The sequence below is a fragment of the Burkholderia sp. F1 genome, from assembly GCF_050813845.1.
Taxonomy (GTDB): domain Bacteria; phylum Pseudomonadota; class Gammaproteobacteria; order Burkholderiales; family Burkholderiaceae; genus Burkholderia; species Burkholderia ubonensis.
Genome location: NZ_CP172422.1, coordinates 2,197,554 through 2,209,489 on the forward strand (window position 1 = coordinate 2,197,554; position 11,936 = coordinate 2,209,489).

Consider the following 11,936-nt stretch of genomic DNA (forward strand, 5'->3'; position numbering starts at 1 on the left):
CCGCCAATGACAACACTCGCCCTGACCGGGGAAGCAGAACAGCGCAGGCACGGCGCAATAGGCGCCGCCTGGAACGACGCCGTCGGCAAATTGCAGTCGCTTCGTCAGGACGTGCCCGATCGGCATATAAAACCGGCATGGCGAAGGAGCACGTGATATTGAAAGTCCGGGATGGCTCGAACACATGGGCAAGCGCCCGGTTGCAATAACTCACATTCCATTCCCGGCGCATGGATGCACGAGTAGATAGTCTGCGTCGCGCCCTCGCGGCCGCGATGCGAGTCGATCCGGCAGAGCCGCTTCATCGCGCATGCTCCCTCGTGCGTTGCGTGCGTATCCCATGGCCACGATCCGCTGCGGCCCGATAACCGGGCCGCGCGATGCTCATCACTGCCGATTCGTCAGCGGTCCGCGCCCATGCGCCACTGATTCACATACTCGGGCGTCCCCGTCGGCGCGGCGTCAACGACCGGCGCCATCGGTTGCAACGCCAACGGCAGCACGCCCGCCCACACCGGCAATGACAGATCGGCTTCGTCATCCTCCGGTCCGCCCGAGCGCACCTTGCACGCGGCCTCCTCCAGCGCGATGCGCAGCACGGTGGTCGCGGCCAGCTCGTTTGCGTCGCCGGGGCGCACCTCGCGTGAACGACCGGGTGCAAGCCGCTCCAGGAACGTATCGAGCGCCGCGGCCTTGGCCGCACCTTCCACTGCCTCGAACGCGCCGTAGATCACGGCCGAGCGATAGTTCATCGAATGCTCGAACGCCGACCGCGCGAGCACGAGTCCGTCCAGATGCGTGATCGTCACGCAAACCTGCGCGCCGTCGGTCGCAAGCTTCAGCATGCGGCTGCCGTTCGAGCCGTGGATGTAGAGATGATCGCCGTCTCGCCAGCACGCGGTCGGAATGCAATGCACGCCGTGCGCGTCGGCGAATGCGACATGGCACATATACGCGGCATCGACGATCGCGTGGAGCGTCGCGCGATCATAGTGGCCGAGCCTGGCGATGCGGCGGATACGGGTACGCGCGGAAGGCGGCGTCGTTTCAATGGCGGTCACGGCGGGAGTCCTCTCAGGTGTTCGTGAAAGGCGCCACGATAGGGCAAGCGTGGCTCTGATTGTAGACCCAGGATTGATCGAGTTATTGGAGCCACGAGCGATCACTGCGCGTGGTTTCTTCCTGCTCGAAATCGACGTCATGCGGCAAGCGCGGAGCCGCATCGGCCATGGCACGATGCCTGGAGAGACTACCGGACGCCGATGCCGGCGTTCGCCTGCGTGCGCTGCAACGGAATGCATCGACGCACACCGCGGTAAAATCATCTCCTTTCGACCGACGCGCCGCGTGCAGACACCCGCCGCCCGCACGCTTCCGTACCAATGCCGCTGAATCCATCCGCTGGTTTCCCGGCATACAGGACATGACCTACTCACTCGCCACCGCCTACACCCGCGAGCTCGAAATCCGCAAGAGCCGCTTCATCGCGCACGCCATCCCCGTCGAAGACCGCGACGCCGCCATGCAGGCGCTGCAGCGCCTGCGCGACGAACACCCGACCGCGACGCACGTCTGCTGGGCGCTGCTCGCCGGCGGCCAGTCGGGCATGTCGGACGACGGCGAGCCGTCCGGCACCGCGGGCCGGCCGATCCTCGAGGTACTGCGCCACCATGATCTCGACGGCGTGCTGGGCGCGGTCGTGCGCTACTACGGCGGCGTCAAGCTCGGCGCGGGCGGGCTCGTGCGCGCGTACACGGATGCGATCGCGTCGGCGCTGCTCGACGCCGAACGCGTCGAACGCATCCGCCGCACGCAGCTCGCAATCGAAATCGGCTATCCGGATGAAGCGCGCGTGCGCCGCTGGATCGAGCAGGCCGGCTACGAACTGGCCGACAGCGCATACGGAATGACCGTGCGCCTCGTGATCCGCCTGCCGGTCACCGCCGAGGCCGACGCGCGCACCACCCTGTTCGACCTCACGCAAGGCCGCTCGGGTTTTCCCGCACTGTGAGCACGGGCGCCGCCGCCGCGCCCCCGTTCCGCTCGACATCCGGCCCGTACGGCCCGTCGCTCCCCTCTCCGCACTGCAACAATCTGCATCAGACCGGGCAATTCGGTCGATTTTCCCGAAATTTCGGAAAAGTCCCATAGAAAAAATACTTGCAGATATTTAATCTCATCCCGCTTTCCGGATCGTCGCCGCGCAAACGTTTCGCCGGCCAGCCGGACTGGCGCGCCTTGGCCGGGCACGCCGACGGGCGGGGATCCGCATGAAGCGTCATCAATAATCGAATATCAGCGACGGAAAAACGACGCATGCAGACCATTCAGAAACTGCAAGCCCAGCTTGCGGAACTCGACGAGCGGATCAAGGCGGCTCGCCGCGACGAGCGCAATGACGCGCTGACGCAGGCGCGCCAACTCGTCACGAGCTATGCGCTGACCGCGCGGGAAATCTTCGGACAAGGCTACAGCGACCGCGCGAAGCTGTTCACGGTCGGCCCCAGGTATCGCGACCCGGTAACCGGCGCGACGTGGAGCGGACGCGGGCGCGCGCCGTCGTGGATCGCGGGGCGCGACCGGACCGCGTTCCTGATCCGGGAGTAACGGCCGCGCCGCGCCGCGCGGAGCGGCGCGCGCGGCCGGCGCCGCGCTCAATAGACGTCGGGCACGATCATGTCCTCCGGCACCGGCCGGCGGATGTAGTCCTTGTGATGCTCGCGCTGCGGCAGGTCGATCGGCGAGCGCGGGATTTCGTGGTACGGCACCTGGCTCAGCAGATGGTGGATGCAGTTCAGCCGTGCCCGCTTCTTGTCGACCGCCTGCACGACCCACCAGGGCGCGTCGGGAATATGCGTGCGCAGGAGCATCTCCTCCTTCGCGGCCGTGTACGCCTCCCAGCGGCGCCGGCTTTCCAGGTCCATCGGGCTCAGCTTCCACTGCTTCAGCGGATCGTCGATGCGGTTCTGGAAGCGCCGCTCCTGCTCGGGATCGGTGATCGAAAACCAGTACTTCACGATCTGGATGCCGCTGCGCACCAGCATCTTCTCGAATTCCGGCACCGAACGGAAAAACTCCTCGTACTCGTCGTCGGTGCAGAAATTCATCACGCGCTCGACGCCCGCCCGGTTATACCAGCTGCGGTCGAACAGCACGATCTCGCCGCCGGCCGGCAAGTGCGCGACGTAGCGCTGGAAATACCACTGCGTGCGCTCGCGGTTGCTGGGCGCGGGCAGCGCCGCCACGCGGCACACGCGGGGATTCAGGCGCTGCGTGATGCGCTTGATCGCGCCGCCCTTGCCCGCCGCGTCACGCCCTTCGAAGATCACGACGAGCCGGTGCCCGGTGCTCACGACCCAGTCCTGCAGCTTGACCAGTTCGCCCTGCAGCCGGAACAGCTCGCGGAAATACTGCTTGCGCGCCTCGCGCCGCTCCGGCGAGAACAGGGTGTCGTCGTCGTCGAAGCGGCGATCGTCGAGTTCCATCTCGAGTTCCTCGTCATACGCGTCGACGAGATCTTCCTCGAGCCGGCGTTGGCGTGCCTCGATCGATTCCATATCGATACGGGTGTCGTTGTCGCTCATGGGGCCTCCTTCCGTGACGCAGCGAAACGACACCATTATCGCAGGCCGGCATGCCGGAATGATGAAAGCCGCATGTCAGCACGCGACGTGGCGCCGCCCGCTCAGAAGCGGAAATTGAGCAGCACGGTCGCCAGCACCGGATTCGCCGAAATGTCGAACGTATTCGACGCGAGCGTCCGGTTCTGCTGGCTGATGTCCAGCGTGATCTTCGTGCGCAGCGGGATGTACGTGACCATCCCCGTGATCCACAAGCGGCGCGTGACCTGATAGCTCGCGCCCAGCATGAACACGGGCTCCCATACGCTCTTCACCTTCGCCGACACGTTGGTGCGGCCCGACAGCAGCAGGTCGCCGCCGGCGTTCCACACCCGCTGGAACCACGCGGGATCGAGCAGCAGCCCCTGCAGGCTGCCGATGTCCGCGCCCGCCCCGAGCAGCCCGCCGAGCGACGCGAGCTTGCGCTGGAACACCGGATTCAGGTTGGTGTTCGTGAACCGCGTATAGCTGACGCCGAGGCCCGCGAACGGCCGGAACCGGTCGTCGCGCTCGCCGAGGTAGTACTTGAACACGACGGAGGCGAGCCACGCGCGCGTCGTCGCGAGCGGATTGCTGTCCGGATTGGCGAGATCGATCAGCGGCAGCCGCCCCTTGACGCCCGGAAAGATCCGGTCGAGCGGCAGCCCGATGCTGCCGTGCCCGCGCAGCGTCAGCACGGGCGGAATGCCCCCGCCGATTTCGGTCGCCCAGTTTTCGCTGAAGAAATGCGTGAACGTGAACGCCAGCGTGTTCGTGTGGCTGAGCGACAGGCTCGAGCCGCGGTTTTCGAAACTGTTGAGCCCGAGCGCACCGGTGTGCGTCGTGACGGGCGTCGAGCGGCCGGTCGTCGCGACGAAGTGCCAGCCGAGGCCGACCATGTTGCGGTCGTCGCCGGTCAGTTGCGCCATCAGCGACGGCGCCTGCGCGGCGGGCAGGTCCGGCAGCCGCGACGGATCGATCGGGTGCAGCTCGTACGGCATCCGGTCCGCGTGCACGACGCCGGCCGGCTGCGCCGCACGCGCATCGTCGCGCGCCGCCGCCGCGCCGCAGGCGCCGGCGTCCGCCGCGTCGGGGTCGAAGCCGATGCCGTCCGCGCCGTCGTCCCGCGCCGCGCCGCACGCGCGACGGCCCGGCGCCGCGGCGCGCCGGCCGAGCGTGATCGTGCCCGCGCTCAGCGGCGCGGGCGGCGGTCCGCCCTGCGCGGCCGCGTTGCCGCCCGTGCGTGCCGGCGCACCGTCCGTGCCCCATGAAGACGCATCGAACCCGTCCGCGTCGCCGCCCGGCCAGAACCCGACGCCGTCCGCGCCCGCCTGCCAGCGCGTGTCGCCGCCGTCGGGTAGCGGCGCGGCGTGCGCGGCCGCCCCGCACGCGAACAGCGTCGCGCCGAGCCAGCACGACAGCGGACGCGCCCAGCCCTGCCGCCGGCGCCGGCGGCGCTTGTCTCGGGTCGCCATCGGGTCAGGCCGGCGCGCCGAACATGCGCTGGCGCATCCGGTACAGCGGCTCGAACAGCCATTCGAGCAGGCTGCGCCGCTCGAGCACGACGTCGGCCTTCAGCATCATCCCGGCCTTCAGCGCGAGCGCCTTGCCTTCGAACGACGGCGTCCGGTCGGCGAGCTCGACCCAGGTCTTGAAGTAGGTCTGCGGCGCGGCGGTGTCGCCGGGCAGGTTCAGCTCCTTCGCCGAGAACGCGACCGGCGAGATCGACAGCACCTTGCCGCGATACGTGCCGAACTTCTCGACCGGATAGCTCGCATACGCGACCTTCACTTCCTGTCCCGGCTTGACGAAGCCGGCCTTCGACGACGGGATGTACACCTCGGCGATCAGCCCGTCGGCCTTCGCCGGCAGGATCTCGACGACGCGCGTGCCGGTCGGGTCGATCACGCCGCCCTGCACGACGTCGAGCCGGACGATCTGCCCGTCGGCCGGCGCATACAGCACCTGGTTGACGCTCTCGTCAATGTTGTATTCCTTCGAGTTCAGCTCTTCCTGCTTGATCTTCAGCTCGGCGTTCGCGCCGTCGTACTTGCTCTGCATCGTTTCCAGGTCGCCGCGCAGCTTCATCGCGTTCTTCGCGAGCTCCGCGCGCCGCAGCAGCAGATCCTGGTACGCCTGGCTCGCCTGCAGGTACTGCGTGTTCACCTGGTTGTACTGCTCGAGCGTCACCACCTGCTCGTCGAGCAGCTGCTTCACGCGGTCGCGCCGCTCGCCGTATTCGCCGACGATGCGCTTCTGGTCCTGGATCTGCCGGTCGATCAGCGCGCGGCTCTCGCCCTGCGCGGCGATCTGCTGGTTGACCTGCTGCACCGACGACTGGTATTCGAGCCGCGCGGCGTCGATCTGCTGCGTGACCTCGACGCGCTGGCGCGCGAGCGCCGCGCGCATTCCCTGCACGTTGTTCGCCTGGCTGACGAAGCTCGTGTCGCGCGTCACCGCGAGCAGCCGCTGCCCCGCCTTCACGTGCTGGTCCTTGCCGACGTACACCTCGCGCACCGCCCAGCCCGGCGGCGCGCCGACGCCGATCAGGCCGGCGCGCGGCGTCAGCATCCCGGCGACGCTCTCGGTGTTCGCATAGCTCAGCTCGACGAGCGCGGTCACGAACATCGCGAACATCGCGAGCGACAGGTAGCAGAAGAACCGCATCGACACCGGCACGTCGACGACGCCGTTGATCACGGTGCCGAACGTCGTGCCGCGCGCGAGCTTGCGCGACGGCTTCTGTTCTCGGAGGGCGGAATACCAGGTCGGCATGGAATCGGCTCGTCAGGGACGTCGGCGGGCGGCGGCATCGAGCAGCGGCGACGGCATCAGGTAAGGCGTGAAGTGTTCCCAGAAATGCCATTGCTCGGGCTGGCGCACGAGCGCCTGCTCGAGCCGGTCGACGATCCGCTGGTGGGTCGCGCGCACCGGCGACGCATCGTCGTGTGCGCCGAGCATCGGCGCGAGCGCGCGCGTTTCCAGCTCGGTGAAATGCACGGTGCAGGGGTCGCGAAACGGCACGCCGGTCGCATACGCGACGAGCAGCGGAATGCCGTGCTCGACCGCGAGCTTCACGCCGCCGCCCGCCATCCGCACCCAGCGGCCGCCGAGCCGGCAGCGGTTGGTCTTGCCGAACTTGCCGTGCAGGTCGGAGAACAGCAGGAACACCGGCTGCTCGCGGCGCAGGCTCGTCAGCAGGCGCCGCAACTGCACGCGCTCCTCGATGTCGATCAGCTCGCACTGCCCCGCGCCGTATTCGCCGACGAGCCGCAGCGCGTCGTCGAAGAACGCGCCCGGCGCGTCCTTGTGCAGGACCACGATCAGCTTGCGATCGGCGGGCAGCAGGAAGCGCAGCTTCGTGACGAACAGCATCAGGTTGCCGAAATGCAGCCCGGCGAGCATCAGCGGGCCGCCGCGGGCGAGCGCCGCGCGCAGCTGCGCGTCGCCTTCGCACGTCATCGCGTCGATCATCGCCTTCATCGATTCGAGGCTGTGCGTGCGCAGCTTGAGCCCCGCGAACTCGGCCTCGAACAGCTCGCGCACGATCGCCGCCGCGACTTGCCGCACGCGCTGCGGATCGTCGTTCAGGTGGCCGCTCAGCATGTGCGCGACCGCGCGCTCGATCGACTCGCGGATCGACGGGAAACAGCGCAGGCACGCGGCCGAACACCAGCGCATCAGCCGCAGCCCGCGCGCGGGCGACGTGCGCAGCGCGAGCGCGCGCACGGTGCGCCGGACCAGGTACGCGTAAGAGAACGCGTTGAACAGGAACAGCCGCGCAAGCGTCATGACGTCTCCTCGCGCGCACGCCACGCGGCCGTCGCGTCGGTCAGCACGCCGTCGTGCATCTGGTAGATCCGGTCGACCATCGACAGGATCGACGCGTCGTGCGTGACGAGCACGATCGTGCATGGCAGCGTCAGCACGTTGCGGCAGATCTCGTGCGTCGTCGCCTGGTCGAGGTTCGACGAGAACTCGTCGAGGATCAGAAGCCGCGGCTCGCAGTACAGCGCCCGCGCGATCAGCAGCCGCTGCATCTGCCCGGCCGACAGGAACTTCTGCGTATCGCCGAGCGGCGTGTCGTAGCGATGGTCGAGCCGCTCGATCTCGTCGTGGATGCACGCGAGCTTCGCGGCGTCGAACATCGCGCCGATGCGCGGCGCGGGCGCGAAGTTCGTGATGTTGTCGCGGATCGTGCCGCGGAACAGCTGGTCCGACTGCGTGACCGCGGCCAGGTGCTTGCGGTACTGCCGCAGGTTCACTTCCGCGAGATCGACGCCGCTCACGTGCAGCGTGCCGGGCTCGGGCCGGACCAGCCCGCAGATCAGGTTCAGGAGCGTCGTCTTGCCGCTGCCGGTGCGCCCGACGATCGCGATCTTGCCGCCGGCCGGCACGTCGAGGTCGATGCCGCGCAGGATCGGCCGGTTGCCACCCTTCGGCGTATAAGACAGGGCGCGGATCGACAGCGCGCCGTCGAAGCCGTCGACCGGACGCACCGGCGCGTCCGGCGCTGGCTCCTCGGTTTCGGTCTGCAGCACGTCCGCGACGCGGTCCATGTGCACCTGCAGGACCTTGCGGCGCACGTAGAGCTGGATCGAATCGATGAACTTGTCCGCGAACAGGTTCTTGTACTGGATGAACGCGTAGATCACGCCGATCGTGCTCTTGCCGTGCATCACGAGCCATGCGCCGTAGGTGACGATCACGAGCTGCTCGACGTGCACGATCCCCTTCGAGATCGCGTCGAACATCAGCTGCAACCGCTCCTGCTGGCGCATCGCCTGCAGCTTCTGCGTGAACGCGTTGACCCACAGGCTGCTGCGCGCGGTCTCGGCCGACAGCAGCTTGATCGAATGCGCGGAGCGGATGTTCTCGATCAGGAGCGCGTCGGCTTCCGCGCCGCGCGTGAGGATCTGCGACATCGCGTCCTGCAGGTACGGCTGGATCGCGAGCCGGCTCAGCGCGAACAGCACCATCCCGGCGACGCTGATGCCGGCCAGCACCGGGCTGTAGTACAGCATCAGCACCAGCGTCAGCACGCAGGTGACGATGTTGAGCAGCCCGCCGACGAGGCCGTCGACGAGAAAGCGCCCGACCTCCGACACCGACGACACGCGCGAGATCGAATCGCCGGTGTTGTGGAACAGGTAGTAGCCGATCGGCAGCCGCGCGAGATGGCCGACCATGTTCGACGACAGCTGCTGCGACACGATGTTGCGCAGGTAGCTCTTGATGTTGCCGACGAGGTTCGCGTACAGCGTGTCGAACAGGAACACGATCGCAAACACGATCGTCAGCAGCGTGAGGATGTCGACGTCGGTCTTCTTCAACGCCTCGTCGATCGTCAACTGCACGTACGACGGGCCGAGCAGCAGCAGGAACTGCGCGGCCACGCCGCCCGCGATGCCGATCGCGAGGCTCTTGCGGATGCCGGTCAGCCCTTCGAGATAGTCGCGCAGGCGGATGCGGTCCGCGGGCCCCGCGTGCGTGAAGCCGATGTCCGGATTCAGCTCCAGCGCGTAGCCGGAGATGTGCGTGAGCGCCTGCGCGAGCGGCAGCTTCGTCTCGCCGAGCGCCGGGTCGACGATGTGCACGCTGCCGTAGCCGACCTTCGTCAACACGACGTAGTGGTTCATGCCCCAGTGCAGGATGCACGGCGTCTTGAGCGCGTCGAGCTCGGACGCGTCGAACTGCAGCCCGCGCGCGCGCAGGCCGAGGTCGTTCGAGATCTCCATCAGGTCGAAGAACGACAGGCCGGAATCGATCCTGACCGGATAGCGGTTGCGCAGCGTGCGCAACGTCGTCTCGCGCCCGTGCCACGACGCGATCATCGCGAGGCAGGCCAGGCCGCACTCCGTCACCTCGTCCTGCAGGATCGGACGGACTTTACGCGGTTTGAAAAGCATGGGTCGGACAGTCGCAGAACGCGGCGACACGGCGCCGGAGCCCGTCGAAGCGGGCCCGTGGCGAGTCGCGCGCAAAACGCAGGGGCGCAGCCGGGCGGACTGGCTGCGGCGGCGAAGCGGCGTGGCCGCCCGTTCAGTGTTCGGAGCCGAGCGACATCCGGAACTGCTCGACGACGCGGGCCTGGTTTTGGGACATCAGCCCTTGCAAGGTGGAACCGATCGACTGGTTGACGAGGTCGACCGTATAGGCGGCTGAATTGGAGTACGACGACGCCCCGCCGCGGATCTGGCGGGCCTGCTCTTCCGTGATGTCTCGCATTTTTGTGGCCTTCATCATGTTTTCGGAATGCCTTCAAACCGTCAGCAGATCGAAATCAACCGCGCGTTTGAATTCCTGCACTCATATCCGGCATTCCTTCCTCCTGATAATCGCCGCATGGAAATCATGCATTGCGATTTCCTGTAATTATTTCTGCGGCGACTGCATTTTTTACTTCTTTTTTCATTGCGCATCGCGCGGGGGGCGCCTCCCCGCGCACGGCGATATTACTTGCCGGTGTTATTGAACGTCTTCGGGTTCTGCAGGTAATTGCCGAGGCTCGGCAGGAACTGGCCGAGCGCCGTCACCAGCGGCGCCGCGTCCACCGCAAGGCTGCCCAGCGAGCTGATCGGGCCGCCACCATGCACATTCCTGACCTGTTCCGTCGTCATGACCTTCATCATTCTCTCCTCGTAAAAAATAAAGATGATGCAAAGAACCTTCGTTGACTTAAAAACGGCTTTTAATCATCAAGCGACTTTAAATGTAATAATCACTGCGATTACCAGCCGAATTCAGGCTATCATGCGAGCGCCTCTCAATTCAATGGAGGACACACTCTTACGCAGGCGTTTTCCCTCGCACCGGGGTGCAGCGTAAATTTGCGCTGTTTGAATTTTATATTTGAAACGTTTAAATCCGGCCGCAATGCGTTGCGGAACGGGGACGGAACGGAGACGGCCATGTTTGAAACGAGCTGCGCGCGCCACGCATCGATTTCCCGATATACGGGTAATTCCCTATCAAGAAATCGGTTTAGGAGAAACACTCGAATCGCAACGCTATCATTGGCCACTGTAATCGTGGTAGCGGCCAGCGCGAACGCACATGCGTTCTGCCTCGACGCCGCGTACCAGTACGCGGTCGCGCACGATCCGCGCTACCTGCAGGCGCAGAGCGAATACGACGCGGCGCGCCAGAAGTTTCCCGAGGCGCGCGCGCTGATGCTGCCGCAGGCGAGCGCGCAACTCGAATGGGGGCGCTACGGCACGCACGCGAACCTGTTCGGCATCGACGTCAGCGGTTCGAGCAATGCCGCATACGGCGCCGCGCAGGTCACGCAGGCGCTGTTCAACCTCCCCTACCTGTACGACATGCGCCGCGCGACCGAATACGAGGAATCGGCGAAGCAGAAGCTCGAAGTCGCGAAGCAGGACCTGATCCTGCGCGTCGCGAACGCGTGCTTCGACCTGCTGAGCGCGCGCGAAAAACTGCAGTCGGCCGACGACGACGTGAGCGCGTTGACGCGGCTCGAAAGCGATACGCGCCGCATGGCGCAACTGGGCATGAAGACGATCGGCGACACCGCGGAGATCGAGGCGCGCCGCAGTCTCGCGCAGTCCGACGAAGCGCTCGCGCAGACCGACGTCGATGCGCGCCGCGCGCGCTACGAAACGCTGCTCGGCGCGACGATCGACTTCGCGCGCTGGCCGCGCCTCGCGTTGCGCGGCACGTCGCCGCGCATTCCGTCGGGCGACTACGCGCCGCAGGACAATCCCGCGTACCGGCAGGCGTATCGCGACGTCGAGGTCGCGCGCCTCGCCGCGAAGCGCGTCGGCGCGGAGCACCTGCCGACCGTCGACCTGTTCGCGTCGTATTCGCGCGGGCTCAACCCGAACCTGCGCGGGCTGACCGATCGCTCGGACTTCCACCAGAGCGCGGTCGGCGTGCAGGTGACGATTCCGATCTTCTCCGGCGGCAGCGTGTACTACCGGCAGGTCGAGGCCGAGCATGTGACGGCGCAGTATCGCAACCGGCTGCGCGAGGTCGAGGAGCAATTGAGCACCGATCATCGCGAAGCGCTGTCCGCGCTCGAATCGATCGGCACGCGCATCCGCGCGCTGCAGCAGTCGCTGCAGGCCGCGCGGCTCGCGTACGACGCGTCGCTGAAGGCGCACCAGGTCGGGTACAGCACGACCTACGAAACGCTGAACCTGCGCCGCGACATCTCGGGCATCCGGCAGAAGCTGTTCGACAGCTATCTCGACGCGCTCAAGCTGCAGCTGAAGCTGAAGAGCGTGCTGGGGACGCTCGACGAGCAATCGCTGGTGGCGGTGGACAGCTTCCTGCAGAGCAATGCGGCGGGCGGCGCTCGCGTGGAGTGACGGG

The 11,936-nt window shown here is 66.7% G+C and carries 12 protein-coding genes; 3 read left to right on the forward strand and 9 right to left on the reverse strand.

Translation table 11 applies throughout. The features are described 5' to 3' along the window. Window positions 1–401: 401 nt before the first annotated feature. Window positions 402–1,061: a pyridoxamine 5'-phosphate oxidase family protein gene (locus tag ACFIMZ_RS28380; protein WP_431825387.1), complete on the reverse strand. Its 660-nt coding sequence runs from the start codon at window positions 1,059–1,061 to the stop codon at window positions 402–404. 362 nt (window positions 1,062–1,423) lie between these two features. Here ACFIMZ_RS28380 and ACFIMZ_RS28385 point away from each other — a divergent pair, with 362 nt between their 5' ends. Beyond that, a complete protein-coding gene (locus tag ACFIMZ_RS28385) occupies window positions 1,424–2,011 on the forward strand; it encodes an IMPACT family protein (RefSeq protein WP_431822789.1) in 588 nt (195 codons plus the stop codon). An 88-nt stretch (window positions 2,012–2,099) separates the two neighbouring features. Here ACFIMZ_RS28385 and ACFIMZ_RS28390 read toward each other — a convergent pair whose 3' ends face one another. Beyond that, window positions 2,100–2,318: a hypothetical protein gene (locus ACFIMZ_RS28390; protein WP_431822790.1), complete on the reverse strand. Its 219-nt coding sequence runs from the start codon at window positions 2,316–2,318 to the stop codon at window positions 2,100–2,102. On the opposite strand from ACFIMZ_RS28390, the gene ACFIMZ_RS28395 reads away from it, so the two are divergent. Next, window positions 2,317–2,607: an H-NS family nucleoid-associated regulatory protein gene (locus ACFIMZ_RS28395; RefSeq protein ID WP_431822791.1), complete on the forward strand. Its 291-nt coding sequence runs from the start codon at window positions 2,317–2,319 to the stop codon at window positions 2,605–2,607. The genes ACFIMZ_RS28390 and ACFIMZ_RS28395 overlap by 2 nt on opposite strands. A gap of 47 nt (window positions 2,608–2,654) precedes the next feature. On the opposite strand, the gene ppk2 is transcribed toward ACFIMZ_RS28395, so the two are convergent. From ppk2 to ACFIMZ_RS28430, 7 genes are all read right to left on the reverse strand, one after another. Further along, entirely contained in the window at window positions 2,655–3,584 is a 930-nt protein-coding gene (gene ppk2 / locus ACFIMZ_RS28400; protein WP_431822792.1) for a polyphosphate kinase 2, read from the reverse strand. 101 nt (window positions 3,585–3,685) lie between these two features. Next, complete coding sequence (locus ACFIMZ_RS28405; protein ID WP_431822793.1) at window positions 3,686–5,074, reverse strand: OmpW/AlkL family protein; 1,389 nt, start codon at window positions 5,072–5,074, stop codon at window positions 3,686–3,688. A 4-nt stretch (window positions 5,075–5,078) separates the two neighbouring features. Continuing rightward, a complete protein-coding gene (locus tag ACFIMZ_RS28410; RefSeq protein ID WP_431822794.1) occupies window positions 5,079–6,374 on the reverse strand; it encodes an HlyD family secretion protein in 1,296 nt (431 codons plus the stop codon). A gap of 12 nt (window positions 6,375–6,386) precedes the next feature. Beyond that, window positions 6,387–7,391 (reverse strand): hypothetical protein, encoded by a 1,005-nt coding sequence (locus tag ACFIMZ_RS28415; RefSeq protein ID WP_431822795.1) that lies wholly within the window; start codon window positions 7,389–7,391, stop codon window positions 6,387–6,389. Then, the gene (locus tag ACFIMZ_RS28420; RefSeq protein WP_431822796.1) at window positions 7,388–9,508 is read right to left on the reverse strand and encodes a peptidase domain-containing ABC transporter; all 2,121 of its coding nucleotides are present in this window, start codon (window positions 9,506–9,508) and stop codon (window positions 7,388–7,390) included. The genes ACFIMZ_RS28415 and ACFIMZ_RS28420 overlap by 4 nt, the downstream gene beginning before the upstream one ends. Before the next feature lie 133 nt (window positions 9,509–9,641). Continuing rightward, window positions 9,642–9,827, reverse strand: coding sequence for a hypothetical protein (locus ACFIMZ_RS28425; RefSeq protein ID WP_431822797.1), 186 nt, complete (start codon window positions 9,825–9,827; stop codon window positions 9,642–9,644). 227 nt (window positions 9,828–10,054) lie between these two features. Continuing rightward, window positions 10,055–10,231, reverse strand: coding sequence for a hypothetical protein (locus ACFIMZ_RS28430; RefSeq protein ID WP_155122498.1), 177 nt, complete (start codon window positions 10,229–10,231; stop codon window positions 10,055–10,057). 279 nt (window positions 10,232–10,510) lie between these two features. Here ACFIMZ_RS28430 and ACFIMZ_RS28435 point away from each other — a divergent pair, with 279 nt between their 5' ends. Then, window positions 10,511–11,932, forward strand: a complete 1,422-nt coding sequence (locus ACFIMZ_RS28435) for a TolC family protein (RefSeq protein WP_431822798.1) — start codon at window positions 10,511–10,513, stop codon at window positions 11,930–11,932. The last annotated feature ends 4 nt before the right edge of the window (window positions 11,933–11,936 follow it).

Bases quoted from the DNA above. Each gene is read 5' to 3' on its own strand.
- ACFIMZ_RS28395 (WP_431822791.1), top strand. From the start codon at position 2,317: ATGCAGACCATTCAGAAACTGCAAGCCCAGCTTGCGGAACTCGACGAG.
- ACFIMZ_RS28430 (WP_155122498.1), bottom strand. From the start codon at position 10,231: ATGATGAAGGTCATGACGACGGAACAGGTCAGGAATGTGCATGGTGGC.
- ACFIMZ_RS28425 (WP_431822797.1), bottom strand. From the start codon at position 9,827: ATGCGAGACATCACGGAAGAGCAGGCCCGCCAGATCCGCGGCGGGGCG.
- ACFIMZ_RS28385 (WP_431822789.1), top strand. From the start codon at position 1,424: ATGACCTACTCACTCGCCACCGCCTACACCCGCGAGCTCGAAATCCGC.
- ACFIMZ_RS28415 (WP_431822795.1), bottom strand. From the start codon at position 7,391: ATGACGCTTGCGCGGCTGTTCCTGTTCAACGCGTTCTCTTACGCGTAC.
- ACFIMZ_RS28390 (WP_431822790.1), bottom strand. From the start codon at position 2,318: ATGCGTCGTTTTTCCGTCGCTGATATTCGATTATTGATGACGCTTCAT.
- ACFIMZ_RS28405 (WP_431822793.1), bottom strand. From the start codon at position 5,074: ATGGCGACCCGAGACAAGCGCCGCCGGCGCCGGCGGCAGGGCTGGGCG.
- ppk2 (WP_431822792.1), bottom strand. From the start codon at position 3,584: ATGAGCGACAACGACACCCGTATCGATATGGAATCGATCGAGGCACGC.
- ACFIMZ_RS28420 (WP_431822796.1), bottom strand. From the start codon at position 9,508: ATGCTTTTCAAACCGCGTAAAGTCCGTCCGATCCTGCAGGACGAGGTG.
- ACFIMZ_RS28435 (WP_431822798.1), top strand. From the start codon at position 10,511: ATGTTTGAAACGAGCTGCGCGCGCCACGCATCGATTTCCCGATATACG.
- ACFIMZ_RS28410 (WP_431822794.1), bottom strand. From the start codon at position 6,374: ATGCCGACCTGGTATTCCGCCCTCCGAGAACAGAAGCCGTCGCGCAAG.